The sequence below is a fragment of the Bacillus cereus group sp. MYBK216-1 genome, from assembly GCF_051916495.1.
Lineage (GTDB): Bacteria > Bacillota > Bacilli > Bacillales > Bacillaceae_G > Bacillus_A > Bacillus_A thuringiensis_K.
Map to the genome: position 1 here is coordinate 631,989 of NZ_JBQAGT010000003.1, position 15,178 is coordinate 647,166.

The window sequence follows — 15,178 nt, forward strand, 5'->3', positions numbered from 1 at the left end:
GCAAAAACAGGAGCAATAGGGAAGCAAAGAGGTTTGCAACAAAAAACGAGCAAACAAATTTGTTTGCTCGTTTCACTTTATTTTAGTTCACATTTATCAAGTGGAATCACTTTTGTTTTTTTCGTAAATTTATATCCTAACCATAGTACTAAGAAGAGTGGTAAACCGATGTAAGAAACGAGTACGCCATTCCAATCGATTGATTCACCCATAAATGCCCCGTAGTTTTGTCCTAAAATTACGATGATACAAAGTGTAAATGCGAAGATTGGACCAAATGGGAACCATTTTGCTCTATATGGTAAGTCATTTAAATCTTTTCCTTGTGCGATATATGCTTTACGGAAACGGTAATGACTAATTGCGATTCCAACCCATGCGATAAAGCCAGACATTCCAGATGCGTTTAATAACCAAATGTATACAACACCGTCACCGAATAAAGAAGCAATGAAAGCAATACTACCAACAATTGACGTTACGATTAACGCGTTAACAGGTACACCGCGGCTATCTAATTTGCCTAAGAATTTTGGTGCTTTTCCTTGGCGAGCTAAATCCCAAAGCATACGAGTTGATGCATACATACCAGAGTTACCAGCAGATAGTACAGCAGTTAAAATAACAGCGTTCATAACAGAAGCAGCAAAGGCAACGCCCGCTTTTTCAAAAATAAGTGTAAATGGACTTACTGTTACATCACTTGCTGCAAGGCTTTCAGTTGTATAAGGAATTAATAAACCGATAACGAGAATCGCAAGGATATAGAATAAAAGAATACGCCAAAAGATCGAACGAATTGCTTTCGGAATATTACGTTCTGGATCAGATGTTTCACCAGCAGCTACTCCTAATAATTCAGTTCCTTGGAAAGAGAAACCAGCTGCCATAAATACACCGATAATTGCCATGATACCGCCGTTAAATGGTGCATCTGCAACAGTGAAGTTTTTGAATCCAACCGTTTCGCCGCCCATAATTCCGAAAATCATCATGAAACCAACAATTAAAAAGATAATAATAGTAACTACTTTAATAAGTGCGAACCAATATTCAGATTCACCAAACCCTTTAACAGATAAGTAGTTTAAAAGGAAAATAATAGCTAAACATAATCCGCTCCAAATAAGAGAAGGGGTATCCGGGAACCAAAATTTCATAATTAATGTTACGGCCGCTAGTTCTGCCGCAATTGTAATTGCCCAGTTATACCAATAGTTCCATCCAAGTGCAAAGCCAAGTGATGGATCAACAAATTTTGTTGCATACGTGCTAAAAGATCCAGTAACAGGCATGTAAGCTGCAAGTTCAGCTAAGCTTGTCATTAAAAAATAAACCATAATTCCAATTGCGGCGTATGCAATTAATGCGCCACCAGGTCCAGCTGTATGGATGACACCACCGCTGGCAAGAAATAGTCCGGTACCAATTGTACCACCGAGAGAAATCATCGTAAGGTGCCTTGATTTTAGACCGCGTCTTAATTCACCTTTTCCTTGTGTAGTTTGCGTTTTAGAGGTAGATTGATTTGTTGCGCTATTCATGTTCAACACTCCTTTTCTTGTAGGTTAGGAAGGAGCGGGGGAGAAAAATACAAAAAACCGCCAAAGGAATTTGGCGGAACGTTTCACAAATAACCACCCCATCATACCCTTCCGTTAAGATAGCACCCCACGTTTACACGGTAATTTTGTAAACGTGACAGTTCTGTTCCTTTCGGAGACAGCCCCAGCTCATATTTCCAGAGAAGAAATATAAACTTCGGCAACTTTTCCTTTCAAACGGAGTCAGCTGACATTCTCTGTGTCTCGTCCGTTTTACTATTAAAAGTCGCAACCTCTACCTCATCGGATTGATGAGGATTTATATATTGCTAAGATTTTTAATATATGGCAATTGTAATGACTTTCTGAATATATTGCAAGATATTTTGTAGGAAAAAATCAAAAAATATCGGTTATTGTATAGGAAACGCTTGCAAAACTCCACCCGAACCAACTATTATGTAGCAATAAGCAAAGAAAAAATTGTTATACAAATGTTTCGCAAAAAATATTGAAAAATCCTTTAAATTAAAAGAAAATTCAGAAAAATATAATTCGACATTCATGATAAGGTCATATTATTTGTTATAATTAGAGTAACGTTTAAGCAAAAAGGGGAAATCAAAATGAAATTAGAAACAGAAAGGCTCTATATAGTGCCGTGTACAGAAGAGAGGATTCAAGTCGCTAACGAGCAAGGATATAATAGCGGTCCGCATATTGTGGGGCATGTAGGGAATATAAAACAAGATGCGGATTTATTATCATGGGGGGCGTGGTATGTTCTTCGGAAAGAAGATGATATCGTTTTAGGTGATATTGGGTTTAAGGGGAAACCAAATGAGAATCAAACAGTAGAAATCGGTTATGGATTTATTGAGAAATATTGGAATCAGGGCTATGCAACAGAAGCTGTAAGAGAACTAATCGATTGGGCTTTCAAAACAGGAGAGGTAGAAACAATAATTGCAGAGACACTCCTAGATAATTATAGTTCGATGCGTGTTTTAGAAAAGTTACATATGAAGAGAGTAAATGCTACAGAAACGATGATTAATTGGAAAATAGAAAAATAAAAAATACCGCTCTAAATTGGGCGGTATTTTTATAGTTATGGTAGCATTTGCTTCTGATCATTCGGATACTCAGCCGTTGATGCGTTAGGCCGATTGGAATGATTTCGAACAGCAATGAAAATAGAAATAATAACGACAAGACCAACTGCAACGTAAGAAAGTGAAATAATAGTTGGATCCACTTTAAATGTAGTAAGCAGTGTACGAATATTTGTGAAGATAATAAGACCGCCAACTAATACGCCAAGTAAATGTGCTGGAACGATGCGAACTAACCATGCAGCAATTGGTGCAGCGACAATACCGCCAAGCATTAACGCAAATACCCAAACCCAGCTTACTTGTTCCCAGCCAAGTGAGATGAAGAAGCCAATTGTTGCAGCGAGTGAAACAGGAAACTCACTCGTATCTACAGATCCGATAACTTTTCTCGCTTCATTTCCTCTTGCTAAAAGTACAGGTGTCGTAATCGGACCCCAGCCACCACCACCAGTTGAATCAACGAATCCAGCGAATAAGCCAAGCGGCACAAGTTGTTTTGCAGACATACGTTTTTTTGAAGCAACAATTTGTTTTTGAATGATGAATCGTAATAAAATATAAACCCCTAAAGTAAATAAAAATACAGAAATGTACGGTTTAATGACATCACCAGGTAAATTGCTTAAAAAACATGCCCCAACAAATGCGCCGATTGCCCCAGGTAATGTAAGCCTGGAAACTGTATATTTATCAACATTTCCAAATTTGATATGAGATGCACCAGAAGCCGCGGTTGTAACGACTTCAGCTAAATGAACAGATGCGGAAGCGACAGCTGGTGCAATACCAAACATTAATAATAAAGAGGAAGACGTTACCCCGTACGCCATTCCAAGCGCTCCATCGATTAATTGAGCGAAAAATCCAATAATAGCAAAGACAATTAATTTCTGCATAAAAAATCCCCCTGTAATAATAAATGAAAAAGGCACTTTTCCCGTATGAGAAAAGTGCCTTTGGTTTTTCCAATCAGCAATAATTAAATTTGTTTCATTATAATACATATTAATCTTATAAATCAACTGGGTTTTAAAGTTTTTTGAATTGAATGAAAGAAAAATAAAATATACAATAAAAGGATGGAAAGAAAGGGGAGAAAGACATGTTACGATTTGATCATCTCGTACACGCAGTACATGGTACACCGGAGGAAGCAGCAAAACAAATGCAGGAACTTGGATTTCATACTGTATTAGGCGGAGAGCATACGAATTGGGGTACTTGGAATAGTTTAAGTTATTTTGATTTATCATATATAGAATTTTTAGCAGTTCAACATGAAGAAAAAGCGGAAGAGGCAGAAAATCCATTAGTACAAGAAACGGTAGTGAAATTACAAGATGGCGAAGGGATGCTACAAATCGCAATTCGAACAGATGCCATTGAAGAATTAGCAGATAAGTTTAGTAAATACGGTTTACAAACAAAAGGACCATTTGAAGGGAAACGTATGAGAAAAGATGGTCGCCTTTTAGAATGGAAAATGTTATTTGTAAAGCAAGAAGAGAACGGGCCGAAATTACCTTTCTTTATACAATGGAATGAAACAGATGAAGAAAGAAGAAAAGATTTACGTAACATTGGAACAATCACGGAACATAAAAACAAGGTACAACAAATTGAAACGGTTCATTATGCGGTGAAAAATGTTCGAGAAACGGTGCAGAAATGGAAAGAAGTAATGGAGTTAACTGCAAGCTCGGTCGTGAAAAATGAAGAATGGAATGCGGAGTGTCAAAGTGTATCGTTTGGTGACATTCATGTGCAGTTTTGTGAACCGGTTGGAGAAGGTCTAGTGCAAGAATACAAAAAAAATCATGGCGAAAATCCATTTGCAGTAGAGTTTAAAGGTGGAAATAAACGAGAACATGAAGTGTTAGGTAGTTTGTACATATATTAATAGAGGTGAACGTTGTGGAAGAAATGCTTAGAGAGATAGAGAGAGAACTAGAATGGCCTCGTATTGCAACGTGTACAGCTATTTCGAAAGGTTTTTCACATGAAGAGAAATATAAAATAGAGTTAGAAAACACAGTAACATATTTTGTAAAAGTATGTGATGCTGTTCATTTTGAACGTAAACAAGAAGAATATACGTATATGAAACAATTAGAGTTATTACATATTCCAACGCCGAAGTTAATTCATTTCATAAAACTTGAGGAATTAAATAAATGTGTTCAAGTATTTGAATGGGTCCAAGGTGTAAATGGTGAAGAAGGTTTAGGGAAGCTATCGGTGGAAGAACAGTATTATGCAGGAAGAAAAGCAGGGGAAGTATTAAAGAGGATTCATTCAATTGAAAAAGAAAGCGTAAGTAATAAATGGGAAACGGTTCGATGGAATAAGTATGAAAGATATATAGAAGCATTAGAAGGTTACGAGGTGAAATTTCTCGATTTGAAGCCCATATTAACCTTTGTAGAAAATCATAAGTATTTATTGAAAAATCGTCCAATCACCTTTTTACACGATGATTTCCATCCAGCAAATAGTATGATTCATAATAAGGAGTTTATCGTTATCGATTTTGGTGGATATGATTTTGGCGATCCAATACACGATTTCTATAACGTAGCGATTTTTACTACAAGAATAAGTAAACCATTTGCAGTTGGACAAGTTCATGGTTATTGCGGGGGAGAACCGTCACTTCATTTTTGGAAACTGTACTCCTTATATGCAGCAATGACATTCCCAGCGGATATCGTATGGACAAACCGAAGCATGCCCCATTTAGTAGATGATATGAAAGAAAGATTGAACAGAATTTTAGAAGATCATAATCATTTTTCATCCTATATTCCAAAATGGTATCAATCACAACATGAGGATATAATAAACTATAAGTAATGGAGGGATTCATATGGATAAAATAGCAGTAATTTCAGATATTCACGGCAATATTCCGGCATTAGATTCTGTACTGAAAGATATTAAATTAAGAGGAATTGAACGCATTATTTGTCTTGGAGATTTAGTCGGAAAAGGCCCTCATTCTAGCGAAGTAATTGAAATCATTCGTAAAGAATGTGAAGTAGTTGTAATGGGTAACTGGGATGATTTTATTACAAAACCGACTGAATTTGAAGCGTTAAAATGGCATCAAAAACAATTATCGGAAGAACAAAATGATTATTTAAGAAGCTTACCATTTTCAATCGAATTTTTTATGAGTGGCAAATTGATTCGTATGTTCCACGCTTCACCGAGAAGTTTATATGAAAGAATTCAACCGCACGCTTCAAGAGAAGAGCGTGTTAGTATGTTCGAAAACAGTGAGGTCACAGAGAACATAGAAGAAGAAAGAAAGCCAGATGTCGTTTGCTACGGTGACGTTCACCAAGCATTCGTTCAAAATTTCAGAGGAAAAACGTTATGTAATGCTGGTAGCGTAGGAAACCCACTTGAAATAACACAAGCTTCCTATTTAATATTTGAAGGAACTTACAATGAAAAAGAAGCAGCGAGCTTTTCTATTCAACTTGTACGAGTACCGTATGATATTGAATTAGCTATCAGACTAGCAGAAGAACTCGAAATGCCAGAAATTGAAGAATACAAACAAGAATTACGGACTGCTTTATATCGAGGGTTTAAGGGGAAGTAAGCTAATAATATATCAACGATTTTTCAAATATATCTATCGTAACTTAAAATATATCAACGATTTTTTCGATATATCGACGATTCGATAAAGAATATCGACTTACCGACAAATAGCGACATGTATTATTACTTGTAATAATATTATGTAAACTAAATGTAAAGGGAGATATCATGAACCGAAAACAACAAATCAAAAAAATTGCAGATTATATTTTAAAGCTAAACTTAACCTATCCAACAAGAGTTGGAGTAAGTGGTATTACAGCATCAGGAAAAACAACATTTGCAAACGAACTAGCGGAAGAAATAAAAAAACGAGGATTACCAGTAACACGCGCCAGCATTGATGATTTTCATAATCCAAGAGTGATTCGCTATGCAAAAGGAAAAGAATCTGCAAGGGGGTATTATGAAGATGCACACGATTATACAGCTTTCAAAGAAAGATTATTAATGCCTTTAGGACCTAACGGGAATTTACAATATGAAACGATTTCTCATAACTTAATAACGGATATGCCTGTACATAATGAGCCGCTATTGGCCACGCAAAATATGATATTAATAGTAGATGGAACGTTTCTATTGAAAAAAGACGTTGCGCATTTATTTGATTACAAAATCTTTGTAGATACAAATTTTGAGATTGCGAGAAAACGTGGTGCTAAGCGGGAAACTGAAGCTTTTGGAAGTTATGAAGAAGCAGAGCAGATGTTTTTAAACAGATATCATGCGGCCTGTAAGATGTATATAGATGAGCATAATCCAAAAGAGTGTACGAATGTTATATTTAAGAATAATGATTTAGGAAATCCAGAAGTTATATTTCATGAAAGAGCGTAATACATAATCAGAAATATATGTATAGCCTTTTGTTTATTGTTATAATTAAATTAATTTTATGAAGCAAATAAAAGGGGATAAGACAATAAAAAACGCAAAAAGGGGACAAGAAATATAATGAATGAAGTACTAGAACTAAAAGAAGAACTACTACAAATTAAAAATAACAATTATGCTGTACCAGAAGACGTAGATGCATATCCATATGCGCAGTGGATGCTAGATTATATCGGATCACCAGATGCTGAATTACGTGATGATTTAATTTATAGTACGCTTCATACATGGATTACAAATGATGTATTTAGACAAAAAGAGTTAAGAGGATTAATGTTACAAGCAATTAGTCCTGATTATTTATTTTATAAAATTGGTGAAAAGGGAACAGATTCTGTATTTAAACGTGCATTCTCCGTATTAATTCCACCACTTATTTTATCTGTTCATGAAAGAGAACCGTTGTTATCCGAAGAACAACTGTACAGTGTAGCAGAACAAGTGCTGGAATATGTGTATTTAGAAGAAGATGTAAGAGGCTACGTAGAAGGAAAAGGCTGGGCACACTCTACTGCACATGCAGCAGATGCGCTTGATGCTTTAGCACGTACAATCCAAAATCGTGAGTTTTCATATGCTATATTAGCTGCTGTTCGTCAGAAGGTTCGCTTACATGACTACGTATACATTCACTTTGAAGATGAGAGATTAGTAGCGCCAATTATGTCGTTACGTAACCAAAATCTTTTAACTGAGGAAGAGTGGAGCAATTGGTTACATAGTATAGCAATTGTTGAAGACATCCCGCATCCTCAGTATGATATTTTAGTACAAAATATTAGAGCTTTCTTAAGAAGTTTATATTTCAGAGCTTTAGAGACAGAGGGTAGTACAGCTTTTACAGATGATATATTGGAGACTTTGAAGGGTTTGCGTAGGTATTAAAATACGTTTTTCTAAGAGAAAAGTACATAAAACCACTACCTCCCAGCCATACTAAAAAATGTGCTGGAGGTGAATGTTATGGACAATAAAGACTTTGAAAAAGTTTATAATGATTACTTACATCAAGGAGAAGAGCAAGCTCAATTTGAAGTAGACAATGAAGTCAATTCAGGAGCAGAACAAATTGTTGCTGTTCGTAAAAATGATGATGGTGATTTAATAGCGTTTAAAACAAGTAGCGGGAGAGAGTTAGATTATATGACTGCTCTTAGTGAAGCAAAATCAGGGAAGTTAGCTCATGTGGATGTATTTCATAAGTATGGCAGAGATATTATACGTAGTGAACCTGATGGAATAAAGGAAAATAACTTAGATAATTTACCTTCATTTTAAACGGGTAAACCTCAAGAAGAGAATGTTCATTTGGATATTCTCTTCTTTGTTTTGCGAAGTTTTCCTTTCGAAAAGAAGGTTCATCTTTAATGGGCGATCATACTTTTAAAGAGCGCTCTAAATTTCTCTTTATCTTCTGCTGTAAATGGTTTCGGTCCCTTTGTACGCTTACCACTTTTTCGAACCATTGCACTTAAATATCGTGTTTGTAACAATTGTTCAATGTTATCATTCGTATACTTATAGCCTTTATGGTGTAGTACGATACAGCCTTTTGCTAAAGCGAGCGAAGCAAGACCGTAATCTTGCGTTACGATTAAATCTTCTTTTTTTGCTAACTGCATAATTCGGTAATCTGCAGCATCTGCTCCAGAATCAACATAAATTGTTTCCACACCTTTAGGCTGCTGAGCATTAGAATAATGAGAAAAGCTAGTAACGAGGGTTACAGGGATTTCTGCATTCGTAGCCTCATAAATAATTACATCTTTTACAGGGCAAGCATCTGCATCAACGTAAATTTTCATTTTTACCACTCCTATAAAGTGAAACTTTAATCAGTGGGGGGGATTCACCCTTCACTGATTATTAGTTGAACCAATCGGGCATTAACGGGCAGTTAATCTCCCACCTAACTTCTTTGTTACAGCTAAATTTTGAGCTGGGAGTTTTATTGCCCGTTAATGCGGGGTAACTAGGTTCGTGTTGATAATAATGGTAGATTTTTCTTTTGTCAAACGAGAAGGCTTTATCTCACATTATTTTTCACAAAGCAAAATAGCCTCACGTAAACGAGAAATCCCTTCCTCAATTTGATTAATATTCACTTTTCCATAAGATAAACGAATATAACCATCTTTCGCGCCGAAAATACTACCCGGCATAAAGGCGATTTCTTGTTTTAAACTTTGCATAATGAGTTGTTTTTCGTTTATCGGTTCGTTTAATTTTCCCCATATGTATATACCGCCGGTCGGGTTTGAAAAAGAGATTTTGTCGTGAAGTTGCTCATTTAAGGCGCGAACGATAACGTCTCTTTTTTCCGCTAATTGTTTTCGTAACGGTACGATATGAGAGTGAAATGGCACAGTTTCGAAAAATTGCTGCATAAGCCACTGCGGGAAAATACTCATACCTAATTCCATTTGGTGTCTTGCGTCGGATAACCTTTCTACTACAGACTGCGGGGCGACAAGCCAGCCGACTCGTAAACCTGGTGCAATCATTTTAGACAAGGAATGTACATAAATGACTGTCCCATTTTCATCTATTGATTTTAAAGTAGGACAAGGTTGTTTCTTTTCTAGTGTCAGCAAACTAGATGGATCATCTTCAACGATCGCAATTCGTAAATCTGCGCAAAGTGATAACAGTTTTTTTCTACGGTTTGGATGAAGCATTGTGCCCGTAGGGTTTTGGAAATTTGGATTTAAAAAAATCATTTTAATGCGGTGCTTTCTATATAATTCCTGTACATCATCCGGATTAATACCATGTTCATCGACAGGTAACGGGAAAATACGAATACCTGCTGATTGGAATAACGGTAAGGAATAACAGTGTGAAGGACTTTCAAAAGCGACTGCATCACCGGGATTTAATAAGCATTGTACGATAAGGTGAAGTGCTTGCTGGGCGCCGGATGTAATCATAATGGATTGTTCAGTCGCCTCAACTTTTAAATATTCTTTCATATATTTTACGACCGCTTGTCTTAACGGGAGATAGCCTTGCGGATGATCATAACTTAATGAATGCGTTAACGGTTGTTCTCGTAAAATCGTTTGTAGTTGATCGTGAGGATAAAGATTACAACCGAGTTCTCCATTCGCGAAATCTATAATATTTTCATTTTGTTGTATTTCTGCCCGAATATGGCGAAGTAACGGTAAGTTTGGTAAAAACGTACCACCTTCTACGAAATTTCTCCAGTTCGGCGTTAATGTTGGAGAAACGCCCCACATATGTGTACTTACACGTGTACCTTTACCAGTCGTACTTTCTACAATTCCCATTGCACGTAGTTCATTATAAGCAGTCGTTACTGTACTTCGGTTTACATTTAACTGTGTAGCTAATTTCCGTTCGGAAGGGAGGAAGCTACCTGGAGGAAGTTCTCCATATGTAATACGTTTTTCAATAAAGTCAACAACTTGCTGATAAATGGGGATTTTACTGTCGTTATCTAGCTTCCATTCCATACAAACGCCTCCGAATCTCTTATATATATTCAGTATAACAAATTGGCTGGGTAAAAAAACAGCCAATTGGACGGTGTTATATCCAGCCAATTTTACTATGCTAAATATGGAAGGGGAGATTCGGATGAAACGATGGCAAATGGAATGGCTCCTAGTATCAGTTGCATTAGTATGGGGAGCAAATTATACAATTGGAAAGTATGGTGTGGCATATATGTCATCCATTCAATTTAATAGTTTACGATTTTTAGTAGCATCTCCGGTATTATTACTTATTACGTTTATGATGGAACGCTCATTACGTATTGAAAGAAAAGATTGGTTACGATTAGTAGCAGTCGGCATTGTTGGTACGGCAATGTATCAAACGATGTTTATGCTATCTGTGAAATATACTTCAGCAACGAACGCCTCATTATTAATTGCGATGTCACCTATTTTTACAGGGATATTAGCAGTATTACACAAACAAGAACGTTTTTCGATGAAAGTACAAATTGGTTCAATAGTAGCGTTTATTGGTGCAGCATTCGTTTTATTAACAGGACATACAGGAGGAGCTACTTATGAGTATGCGTGGCTCGGAAATGTAATTGGATTAGTCGCAGCAATTGCGTGGGGATGGTATCCAATATTAGCGCAACCTCTTATCACAAAATACTCCGCAATGAGAGTCACATCATGGTCTACTTTAATTGGAATTGTACCGCTAGTTATATACTGTTTATTCAACGTAAATTCATTAACATGGCCAGTAGATACGCCAAGCTGGGGATCACTAGCATATTCAATCATCTTCGCGACCATCTTCGGACTAGCAATATGGTATGTCGGTATTAGTCAAATAGGCTCAACAAAAGTAATGGTTTATATGTATCTTGTACCTTTATTCGCAGTTATCTTTGCGGCAGTGACAATTGGGGAGCAAGTTAATATGATGCAACTCGTTGGCGGGCTTATTATCTTTATCGGTTTATATGTTGTAAAAAAAGGCGGAATGAAAAAGCCTGCTCTCAATTTGAAAAAAGTAAGTTAACAGTAAAAATGATCTCTTTCATATAGAAGGAGATCATTTTTTATTTCGTAATAAAAGCGCGTGTTCAACGGCCCATTTTTGATGATCGTGTATGAGAAGCTTTATAGCATGCAATGGAGACATCCACCTTAGAACATGATCCTCCTCACAGTTTTCAGTTTGTTTCTGCACCATATTCGCAATATAAAAAAATCCATCGTTTAAATAATATATATCTTCCTTTTCTGCATAAAAATATCGAGCCGCATTACCGACATACTGATCAATTTTAATTGCCCATCCTAATTCCTCTAGTAGTTCACGGTGCAAACATTCTTCTTTTGTTTCATTACCTTCCATACCGCCACCAGGTAAAAAGTAACGGTCTCCTTTTTGGATAACAGCAATCTTTGAAGAAGATGAATGGAAAATAATCGCATAACAACTAGGTCTTAATACATAATGAACGGTACGTTTTTTCGAGCCAAACGTGAGTTTTGAAATCATAAAACACGACCTTTCTCTATAAAATACATAAAAGGGATATTAAGGTAAAAATAGAATTGTATAAGTATAATCTTAATAGATTGGAGTGGTAACAACATGATAAATCGAAAATGCTCAAGATGTAAAGAAAGAACAGGTACGATGCACGGTGGTAAAAAAATTAAGGAATAATTTCTATGTGAAGACTGTTTACAAAAAGGAATTGAGAACGGAGAAATCGAATTATCACAAGTGGAGCAAGAACAAACTTCGTATCTTTCTATAAAAATATTAAAAATAATGAGTGTGATTTATTTAATAGGATCAATTTTAATGGCTTTTTCAACTGGTCCATTTATACATAACCTGGGGTTTGATGAAATGTCCATTTCAGGATCAGAATTAGGTTTAATAAGTATTGTTATGCTAGGTTCTATATTTCAGTCAGTTCTTGTATTTTGCGGGATATGGGTATTCATCCTATTAGTAGAAACAGTCATTAAAATTTATGAAAAAATGAAGTGAGTGAGAGGGAGAAACATATGCGAGTAAGAAACATCCAAGGGGAAGATTATGTAAAGATTCATTCTGTTTTAAATGATTGGTGGGGCGGGAGAGACATGGCTGCCATGTTGCCAAAATTGTTTTTCGTTCACTTTCAAGAAACGAGTTTTATCATTGAGGAAGAAGGAGAAACGTTAGGTTTCTTATGTGGATTTTTTTCACAAACATATAAAGATGAAGCATACGTTCATTTTATCGGTGTAAATCCGAAGTATAGAAGAAGAGGAATCGCATCGACATTGTATTCTTATTTCTTTGATGTCGCTCGTGCAAATAATCGTAAAGTTGTAAAAGCAATTACGTCACCAACTAATAAAAAGTCGATACAGTTTCATCAAGAAATCGGTTTTCGAATTGAGGCTGGGGATGATGAGGTAGAGGGTGTATCGGTACATACAAATTATGATGGGAACGGCGGTAGTAGAGTTTTGTTTTTGAAAAATGTGTAAATAAAAGGGGAATGATTGCATGGATATGCAGCAACGGAGAATGTTAGTAGCAGGAATCGTTTTAGCAGTAGTGTTAGGGGTAGGCTATTTTTCGACAAACGTATTACAAACTTTCTCAATCGTATGTTTAGCAGTAGCGATTGTATTTGGAGTTATAGGGAGCATACAAAAGAAACGTCAAAACAAGAATTAAAAATTTGAAAATTTTTATGATACCTCAAAATTTCTCGTTTTAGAGTATTTGTTTTTCTTAGCTTAATGAAGATGGGATTGTATCACAAATTCTATTCAATTAAGTTTATATTAAAACACCATTCTTGCCCCGTTGTTGCAGACATAATGATATCCTTTTTTGTTTTGTTAATTTGATAGAAGTGAGTGGGATGTCAAAAGCAATTTCTGTAAAATAATTTCATCAAAAGAAGGGGATTTATATGCATTTTGAAAGAGATAGATATTTTTTGGAGATGGCATTGGAAGAAGCAGAAAAGGCATTAAAAGAAAACACATATCCAGTAGGAGCAGTTATTGTTGATGGAAATAATAATGTCATTGCAAGAGGAAGAAATAGAGTGCATCCACAAAAAGACATAACAGCTCACGCAGAGATAGACGCTATTCGCAATGCAGGGGAAGCAATGTTTGATGCAAAAATAAAAAATGAGAAGTTTACTATTTATAGCACGTTGGAACCGTGTCCAATGTGTACAGATGGTATTTTATTCGCAAAAATACAGAGAGTAGTCTGGTTACTAAATGATGACTTAGGTTTTGGTGGATATAAAAAGATAAAAAATGCTTTAGTTTTCGAAGGGAAATTTAATAAAATCGACATAGTGGAAGAACCATTTGAAGACTTAAAAACAAGACAAAGAGAACTTATGAGACAATGGGAGCTAAATCCCAATAATATTACTAATTTGCGTAGGGCTATAAAAAAATAGTTGTTTCTTTCAATTAAATCGGGAGACCGCCACATTACCATCAATTTAAAAAATATAGTGAAATTATATCGATTTAACAATAGAATATGGAAGAATCTATTACGAATAGAAAGCCGTCCTAAAAGTATTCTGGGATGGTTCTTTTTGTTGTGAGGAGATAAAGAGTATGGAGAATAAACAGAGTAGAAATGAGTATGTAAGACGCATACATAAGGTTCAAGATTATATAGAATCAAACATAGACAGTTCACTATCCATTGAAGAGCTAGCGGATGTAGCAGGATTTTCAAAGTTTCATTTTCATCGTATTTTTAAAGGTATAGTAGACGAGCCATTATCACGGTATGTAAACCGATTAAAATTAGAAAGAGCAACAAATTTACTTACATACCGTTTGGATATGACAATTACAGATATTGCGTATCACTTCGGATTCACAGATTCAGCAGTTTTCTCCCGCACATTTAAAAATTATTACGGTGTAAGTCCGTCACAATATCGAAACGATAATAGCAAGAATTGCAAAGACGTAAGAAGAACTTCTCAATACAATGAATGTAAGAAGGTTCGAGGGAATGTTGAAATTGTAACAGTAGATGATATAAACGTCGCATACATAAGGCATATCGGTACATATGAAGAGTTAACTATAGCTTTTTCAAAAATGATAGAGAAATTATTTCATTACGCAGTTGAACAAAATTATCATGTATTTGAGGATACGAAAGTATTAACCATTTACCACGATCATCATGAATTTACTGAGGACAATCATTTAAGAACTAGTTTATGCATAACAATTCCGAATGAGTCCGCAGTAGAAACGAGTGATATTGGAATAATGATAATACCTTCAGGCAAGTATGCAGTAGGACATTTTGAAATATTCCAAGATGAATATAAGGGAGCGTGGGACTTTATATATGGTGAGTGGCTGCCAAATAGCGGATATAAACCGAGAGACTCGTATCCTTTTGAAGTATATAGAAATGACCCAAAGCAGCATCCAAAGCATAAACATATAGTTGATATATATGTACCTATCGAACCTTTTTAATTACAGGTTAAAG

The 15,178-nt window shown here is 35.7% G+C and carries 18 protein-coding genes and 1 riboswitch; of the genes, 13 read left to right on the forward strand and 5 right to left on the reverse strand.

Annotation, left to right across the window (positions count from 1 at the left end; translation table 11 throughout):
- Positions 1 to 77: 77 nt before the first annotated feature.
- Positions 78 to 1,544, reverse strand: a complete 1,467-nt coding sequence (locus ACTFRH_RS13440) for an amino acid permease (RefSeq protein ID WP_001083381.1) — start codon at positions 1,542 to 1,544, stop codon at positions 78 to 80.
- 112 nt (positions 1,545 to 1,656) lie between these two features.
- A riboswitch (Lysine riboswitch) is annotated at positions 1,657 to 1,850 on the reverse strand.
- 320 nt (positions 1,851 to 2,170) lie between these two features.
- Here ACTFRH_RS13440 and ACTFRH_RS13445 point away from each other — a divergent pair.
- Complete coding sequence (locus ACTFRH_RS13445) at positions 2,171 to 2,620, forward strand: GNAT family N-acetyltransferase (RefSeq protein WP_000764603.1); 450 nt, start codon at positions 2,171 to 2,173, stop codon at positions 2,618 to 2,620.
- Positions 2,621 to 2,655: 35 nt separating this feature from the next.
- Here the strand turns inward: ACTFRH_RS13445 and ACTFRH_RS13450 are convergent, their stop codons facing one another.
- Positions 2,656 to 3,666 (reverse strand): sulfite exporter TauE/SafE family protein, encoded by a 1,011-nt coding sequence (locus ACTFRH_RS13450; protein ID WP_002181419.1) that lies wholly within the window; start codon positions 3,664 to 3,666, stop codon positions 2,656 to 2,658.
- 98 nt (positions 3,667 to 3,764) lie between these two features.
- Here ACTFRH_RS13450 and ACTFRH_RS13455 point away from each other — a divergent pair, with 98 nt between their 5' ends.
- The 6 genes from ACTFRH_RS13455 (at position 3,765) to ACTFRH_RS13480 (ending at position 8,449) form a co-directional block, all read left to right on the forward strand.
- Positions 3,765 to 4,562, forward strand: a complete 798-nt coding sequence (locus ACTFRH_RS13455) for a VOC family protein (protein WP_000943344.1) — start codon at positions 3,765 to 3,767, stop codon at positions 4,560 to 4,562.
- Positions 4,563 to 4,576: 14 nt separating this feature from the next.
- Entirely contained in the window at positions 4,577 to 5,515 is a 939-nt protein-coding gene (locus ACTFRH_RS13460) for an aminoglycoside phosphotransferase family protein (RefSeq protein ID WP_000392071.1), read from the forward strand.
- 13 nt (positions 5,516 to 5,528) lie between these two features.
- Positions 5,529 to 6,272 carry a metallophosphoesterase family protein gene (locus tag ACTFRH_RS13465; RefSeq protein ID WP_000357616.1) on the forward strand — a complete coding sequence of 248 codons (744 nt, stop codon included), beginning with the start codon at positions 5,529 to 5,531 and terminating at the stop codon, positions 6,270 to 6,272.
- A gap of 170 nt (positions 6,273 to 6,442) precedes the next feature.
- The gene (locus tag ACTFRH_RS13470) at positions 6,443 to 7,114 is read left to right on the forward strand and encodes a uridine kinase (protein WP_001080545.1); all 672 of its coding nucleotides are present in this window, start codon (positions 6,443 to 6,445) and stop codon (positions 7,112 to 7,114) included.
- A gap of 117 nt (positions 7,115 to 7,231) precedes the next feature.
- Positions 7,232 to 8,056 (forward strand): DUF2785 domain-containing protein, encoded by an 825-nt coding sequence (locus ACTFRH_RS13475; RefSeq protein WP_001006672.1) that lies wholly within the window; start codon positions 7,232 to 7,234, stop codon positions 8,054 to 8,056.
- A 78-nt stretch (positions 8,057 to 8,134) separates the two neighbouring features.
- On the forward strand, positions 8,135 to 8,449 hold the full coding sequence (locus tag ACTFRH_RS13480; protein WP_000368864.1) for a DUF3892 domain-containing protein: 315 nt from the start codon (positions 8,135 to 8,137) through the stop codon (positions 8,447 to 8,449).
- Between the two features lie 86 nt (positions 8,450 to 8,535).
- On the opposite strand, the gene ACTFRH_RS13485 is transcribed toward ACTFRH_RS13480, so the two are convergent.
- Positions 8,536 to 8,976: a YaiI/YqxD family protein gene (locus ACTFRH_RS13485; RefSeq protein WP_000708787.1), complete on the reverse strand. Its 441-nt coding sequence runs from the start codon at positions 8,974 to 8,976 to the stop codon at positions 8,536 to 8,538.
- Positions 8,977 to 9,207: 231 nt separating this feature from the next.
- Positions 9,208 to 10,650: a MocR-like pyridoxine biosynthesis transcription factor PdxR gene (pdxR, locus tag ACTFRH_RS13490; protein WP_000454887.1), complete on the reverse strand. Its 1,443-nt coding sequence runs from the start codon at positions 10,648 to 10,650 to the stop codon at positions 9,208 to 9,210.
- Positions 10,651 to 10,774: 124 nt separating this feature from the next.
- Here pdxR and ACTFRH_RS13495 point away from each other — a divergent pair, with 124 nt between their 5' ends.
- Complete coding sequence (locus ACTFRH_RS13495; RefSeq protein WP_000832982.1) at positions 10,775 to 11,686, forward strand: DMT family transporter; 912 nt, start codon at positions 10,775 to 10,777, stop codon at positions 11,684 to 11,686.
- Positions 11,687 to 11,719: 33 nt separating this feature from the next.
- Here the strand turns inward: ACTFRH_RS13495 and ACTFRH_RS13500 are convergent, their stop codons facing one another.
- On the reverse strand, positions 11,720 to 12,172 hold the full coding sequence (locus ACTFRH_RS13500; RefSeq protein WP_000624002.1) for an NUDIX hydrolase: 453 nt from the start codon (positions 12,170 to 12,172) through the stop codon (positions 11,720 to 11,722).
- A 201-nt stretch (positions 12,173 to 12,373) separates the two neighbouring features.
- Here ACTFRH_RS13500 and ACTFRH_RS13505 point away from each other — a divergent pair, with 201 nt between their 5' ends.
- From ACTFRH_RS13505 to ACTFRH_RS13525, 5 genes are all read left to right on the forward strand, one after another.
- Positions 12,374 to 12,676, forward strand: coding sequence for a DUF3980 domain-containing protein (locus ACTFRH_RS13505; RefSeq protein WP_080545888.1), 303 nt, complete (start codon positions 12,374 to 12,376; stop codon positions 12,674 to 12,676).
- Between the two features lie 17 nt (positions 12,677 to 12,693).
- Complete coding sequence (locus ACTFRH_RS13510) at positions 12,694 to 13,164, forward strand: GNAT family N-acetyltransferase (protein ID WP_001266057.1); 471 nt, start codon at positions 12,694 to 12,696, stop codon at positions 13,162 to 13,164.
- A gap of 19 nt (positions 13,165 to 13,183) precedes the next feature.
- Positions 13,184 to 13,357 carry a hypothetical protein gene (locus tag ACTFRH_RS13515; RefSeq protein ID WP_000367555.1) on the forward strand — a complete coding sequence of 58 codons (174 nt, stop codon included), beginning with the start codon at positions 13,184 to 13,186 and terminating at the stop codon, positions 13,355 to 13,357.
- Between the two features lie 241 nt (positions 13,358 to 13,598).
- A complete protein-coding gene (locus tag ACTFRH_RS13520) occupies positions 13,599 to 14,108 on the forward strand; it encodes a nucleoside deaminase (RefSeq protein WP_000545358.1) in 510 nt (169 codons plus the stop codon).
- Between the two features lie 166 nt (positions 14,109 to 14,274).
- Entirely contained in the window at positions 14,275 to 15,165 is an 891-nt protein-coding gene (locus ACTFRH_RS13525) for an AraC family transcriptional regulator (protein ID WP_000428672.1), read from the forward strand.
- The last annotated feature ends 13 nt before the right edge of the window (positions 15,166 to 15,178 follow it).

Excerpts from the sequence above, each read along its gene's own strand:
- ACTFRH_RS13440 (WP_001083381.1), bottom strand. The coding sequence starts at position 1,544 with ATGAATAGCGCAACAAATCAATCTACCTCTAAAACGCAAACTACACAA.
- ACTFRH_RS13445 (WP_000764603.1), top strand. The coding sequence starts at position 2,171 with ATGAAATTAGAAACAGAAAGGCTCTATATAGTGCCGTGTACAGAAGAG.
- ACTFRH_RS13450 (WP_002181419.1), bottom strand. The coding sequence starts at position 3,666 with ATGTATTATAATGAAACAAATTTAATTATTGCTGATTGGAAAAACCAA.
- ACTFRH_RS13455 (WP_000943344.1), top strand. The coding sequence starts at position 3,765 with ATGTTACGATTTGATCATCTCGTACACGCAGTACATGGTACACCGGAG.
- ACTFRH_RS13465 (WP_000357616.1), top strand. The coding sequence starts at position 5,529 with ATGGATAAAATAGCAGTAATTTCAGATATTCACGGCAATATTCCGGCA.
- ACTFRH_RS13470 (WP_001080545.1), top strand. The coding sequence starts at position 6,443 with ATGAACCGAAAACAACAAATCAAAAAAATTGCAGATTATATTTTAAAG.
- ACTFRH_RS13475 (WP_001006672.1), top strand. The coding sequence starts at position 7,232 with ATGAATGAAGTACTAGAACTAAAAGAAGAACTACTACAAATTAAAAAT.
- ACTFRH_RS13480 (WP_000368864.1), top strand. The coding sequence starts at position 8,135 with ATGGACAATAAAGACTTTGAAAAAGTTTATAATGATTACTTACATCAA.
- ACTFRH_RS13485 (WP_000708787.1), bottom strand. The coding sequence starts at position 8,976 with ATGAAAATTTACGTTGATGCAGATGCTTGCCCTGTAAAAGATGTAATT.
- pdxR (WP_000454887.1), bottom strand. The coding sequence starts at position 10,650 with ATGGAATGGAAGCTAGATAACGACAGTAAAATCCCCATTTATCAGCAA.
- ACTFRH_RS13495 (WP_000832982.1), top strand. The coding sequence starts at position 10,775 with ATGAAACGATGGCAAATGGAATGGCTCCTAGTATCAGTTGCATTAGTA.
- ACTFRH_RS13500 (WP_000624002.1), bottom strand. The coding sequence starts at position 12,172 with ATGATTTCAAAACTCACGTTTGGCTCGAAAAAACGTACCGTTCATTAT.
- ACTFRH_RS13510 (WP_001266057.1), top strand. The coding sequence starts at position 12,694 with ATGCGAGTAAGAAACATCCAAGGGGAAGATTATGTAAAGATTCATTCT.
- ACTFRH_RS13515 (WP_000367555.1), top strand. The coding sequence starts at position 13,184 with ATGGATATGCAGCAACGGAGAATGTTAGTAGCAGGAATCGTTTTAGCA.
- ACTFRH_RS13520 (WP_000545358.1), top strand. The coding sequence starts at position 13,599 with ATGCATTTTGAAAGAGATAGATATTTTTTGGAGATGGCATTGGAAGAA.
- ACTFRH_RS13525 (WP_000428672.1), top strand. The coding sequence starts at position 14,275 with ATGGAGAATAAACAGAGTAGAAATGAGTATGTAAGACGCATACATAAG.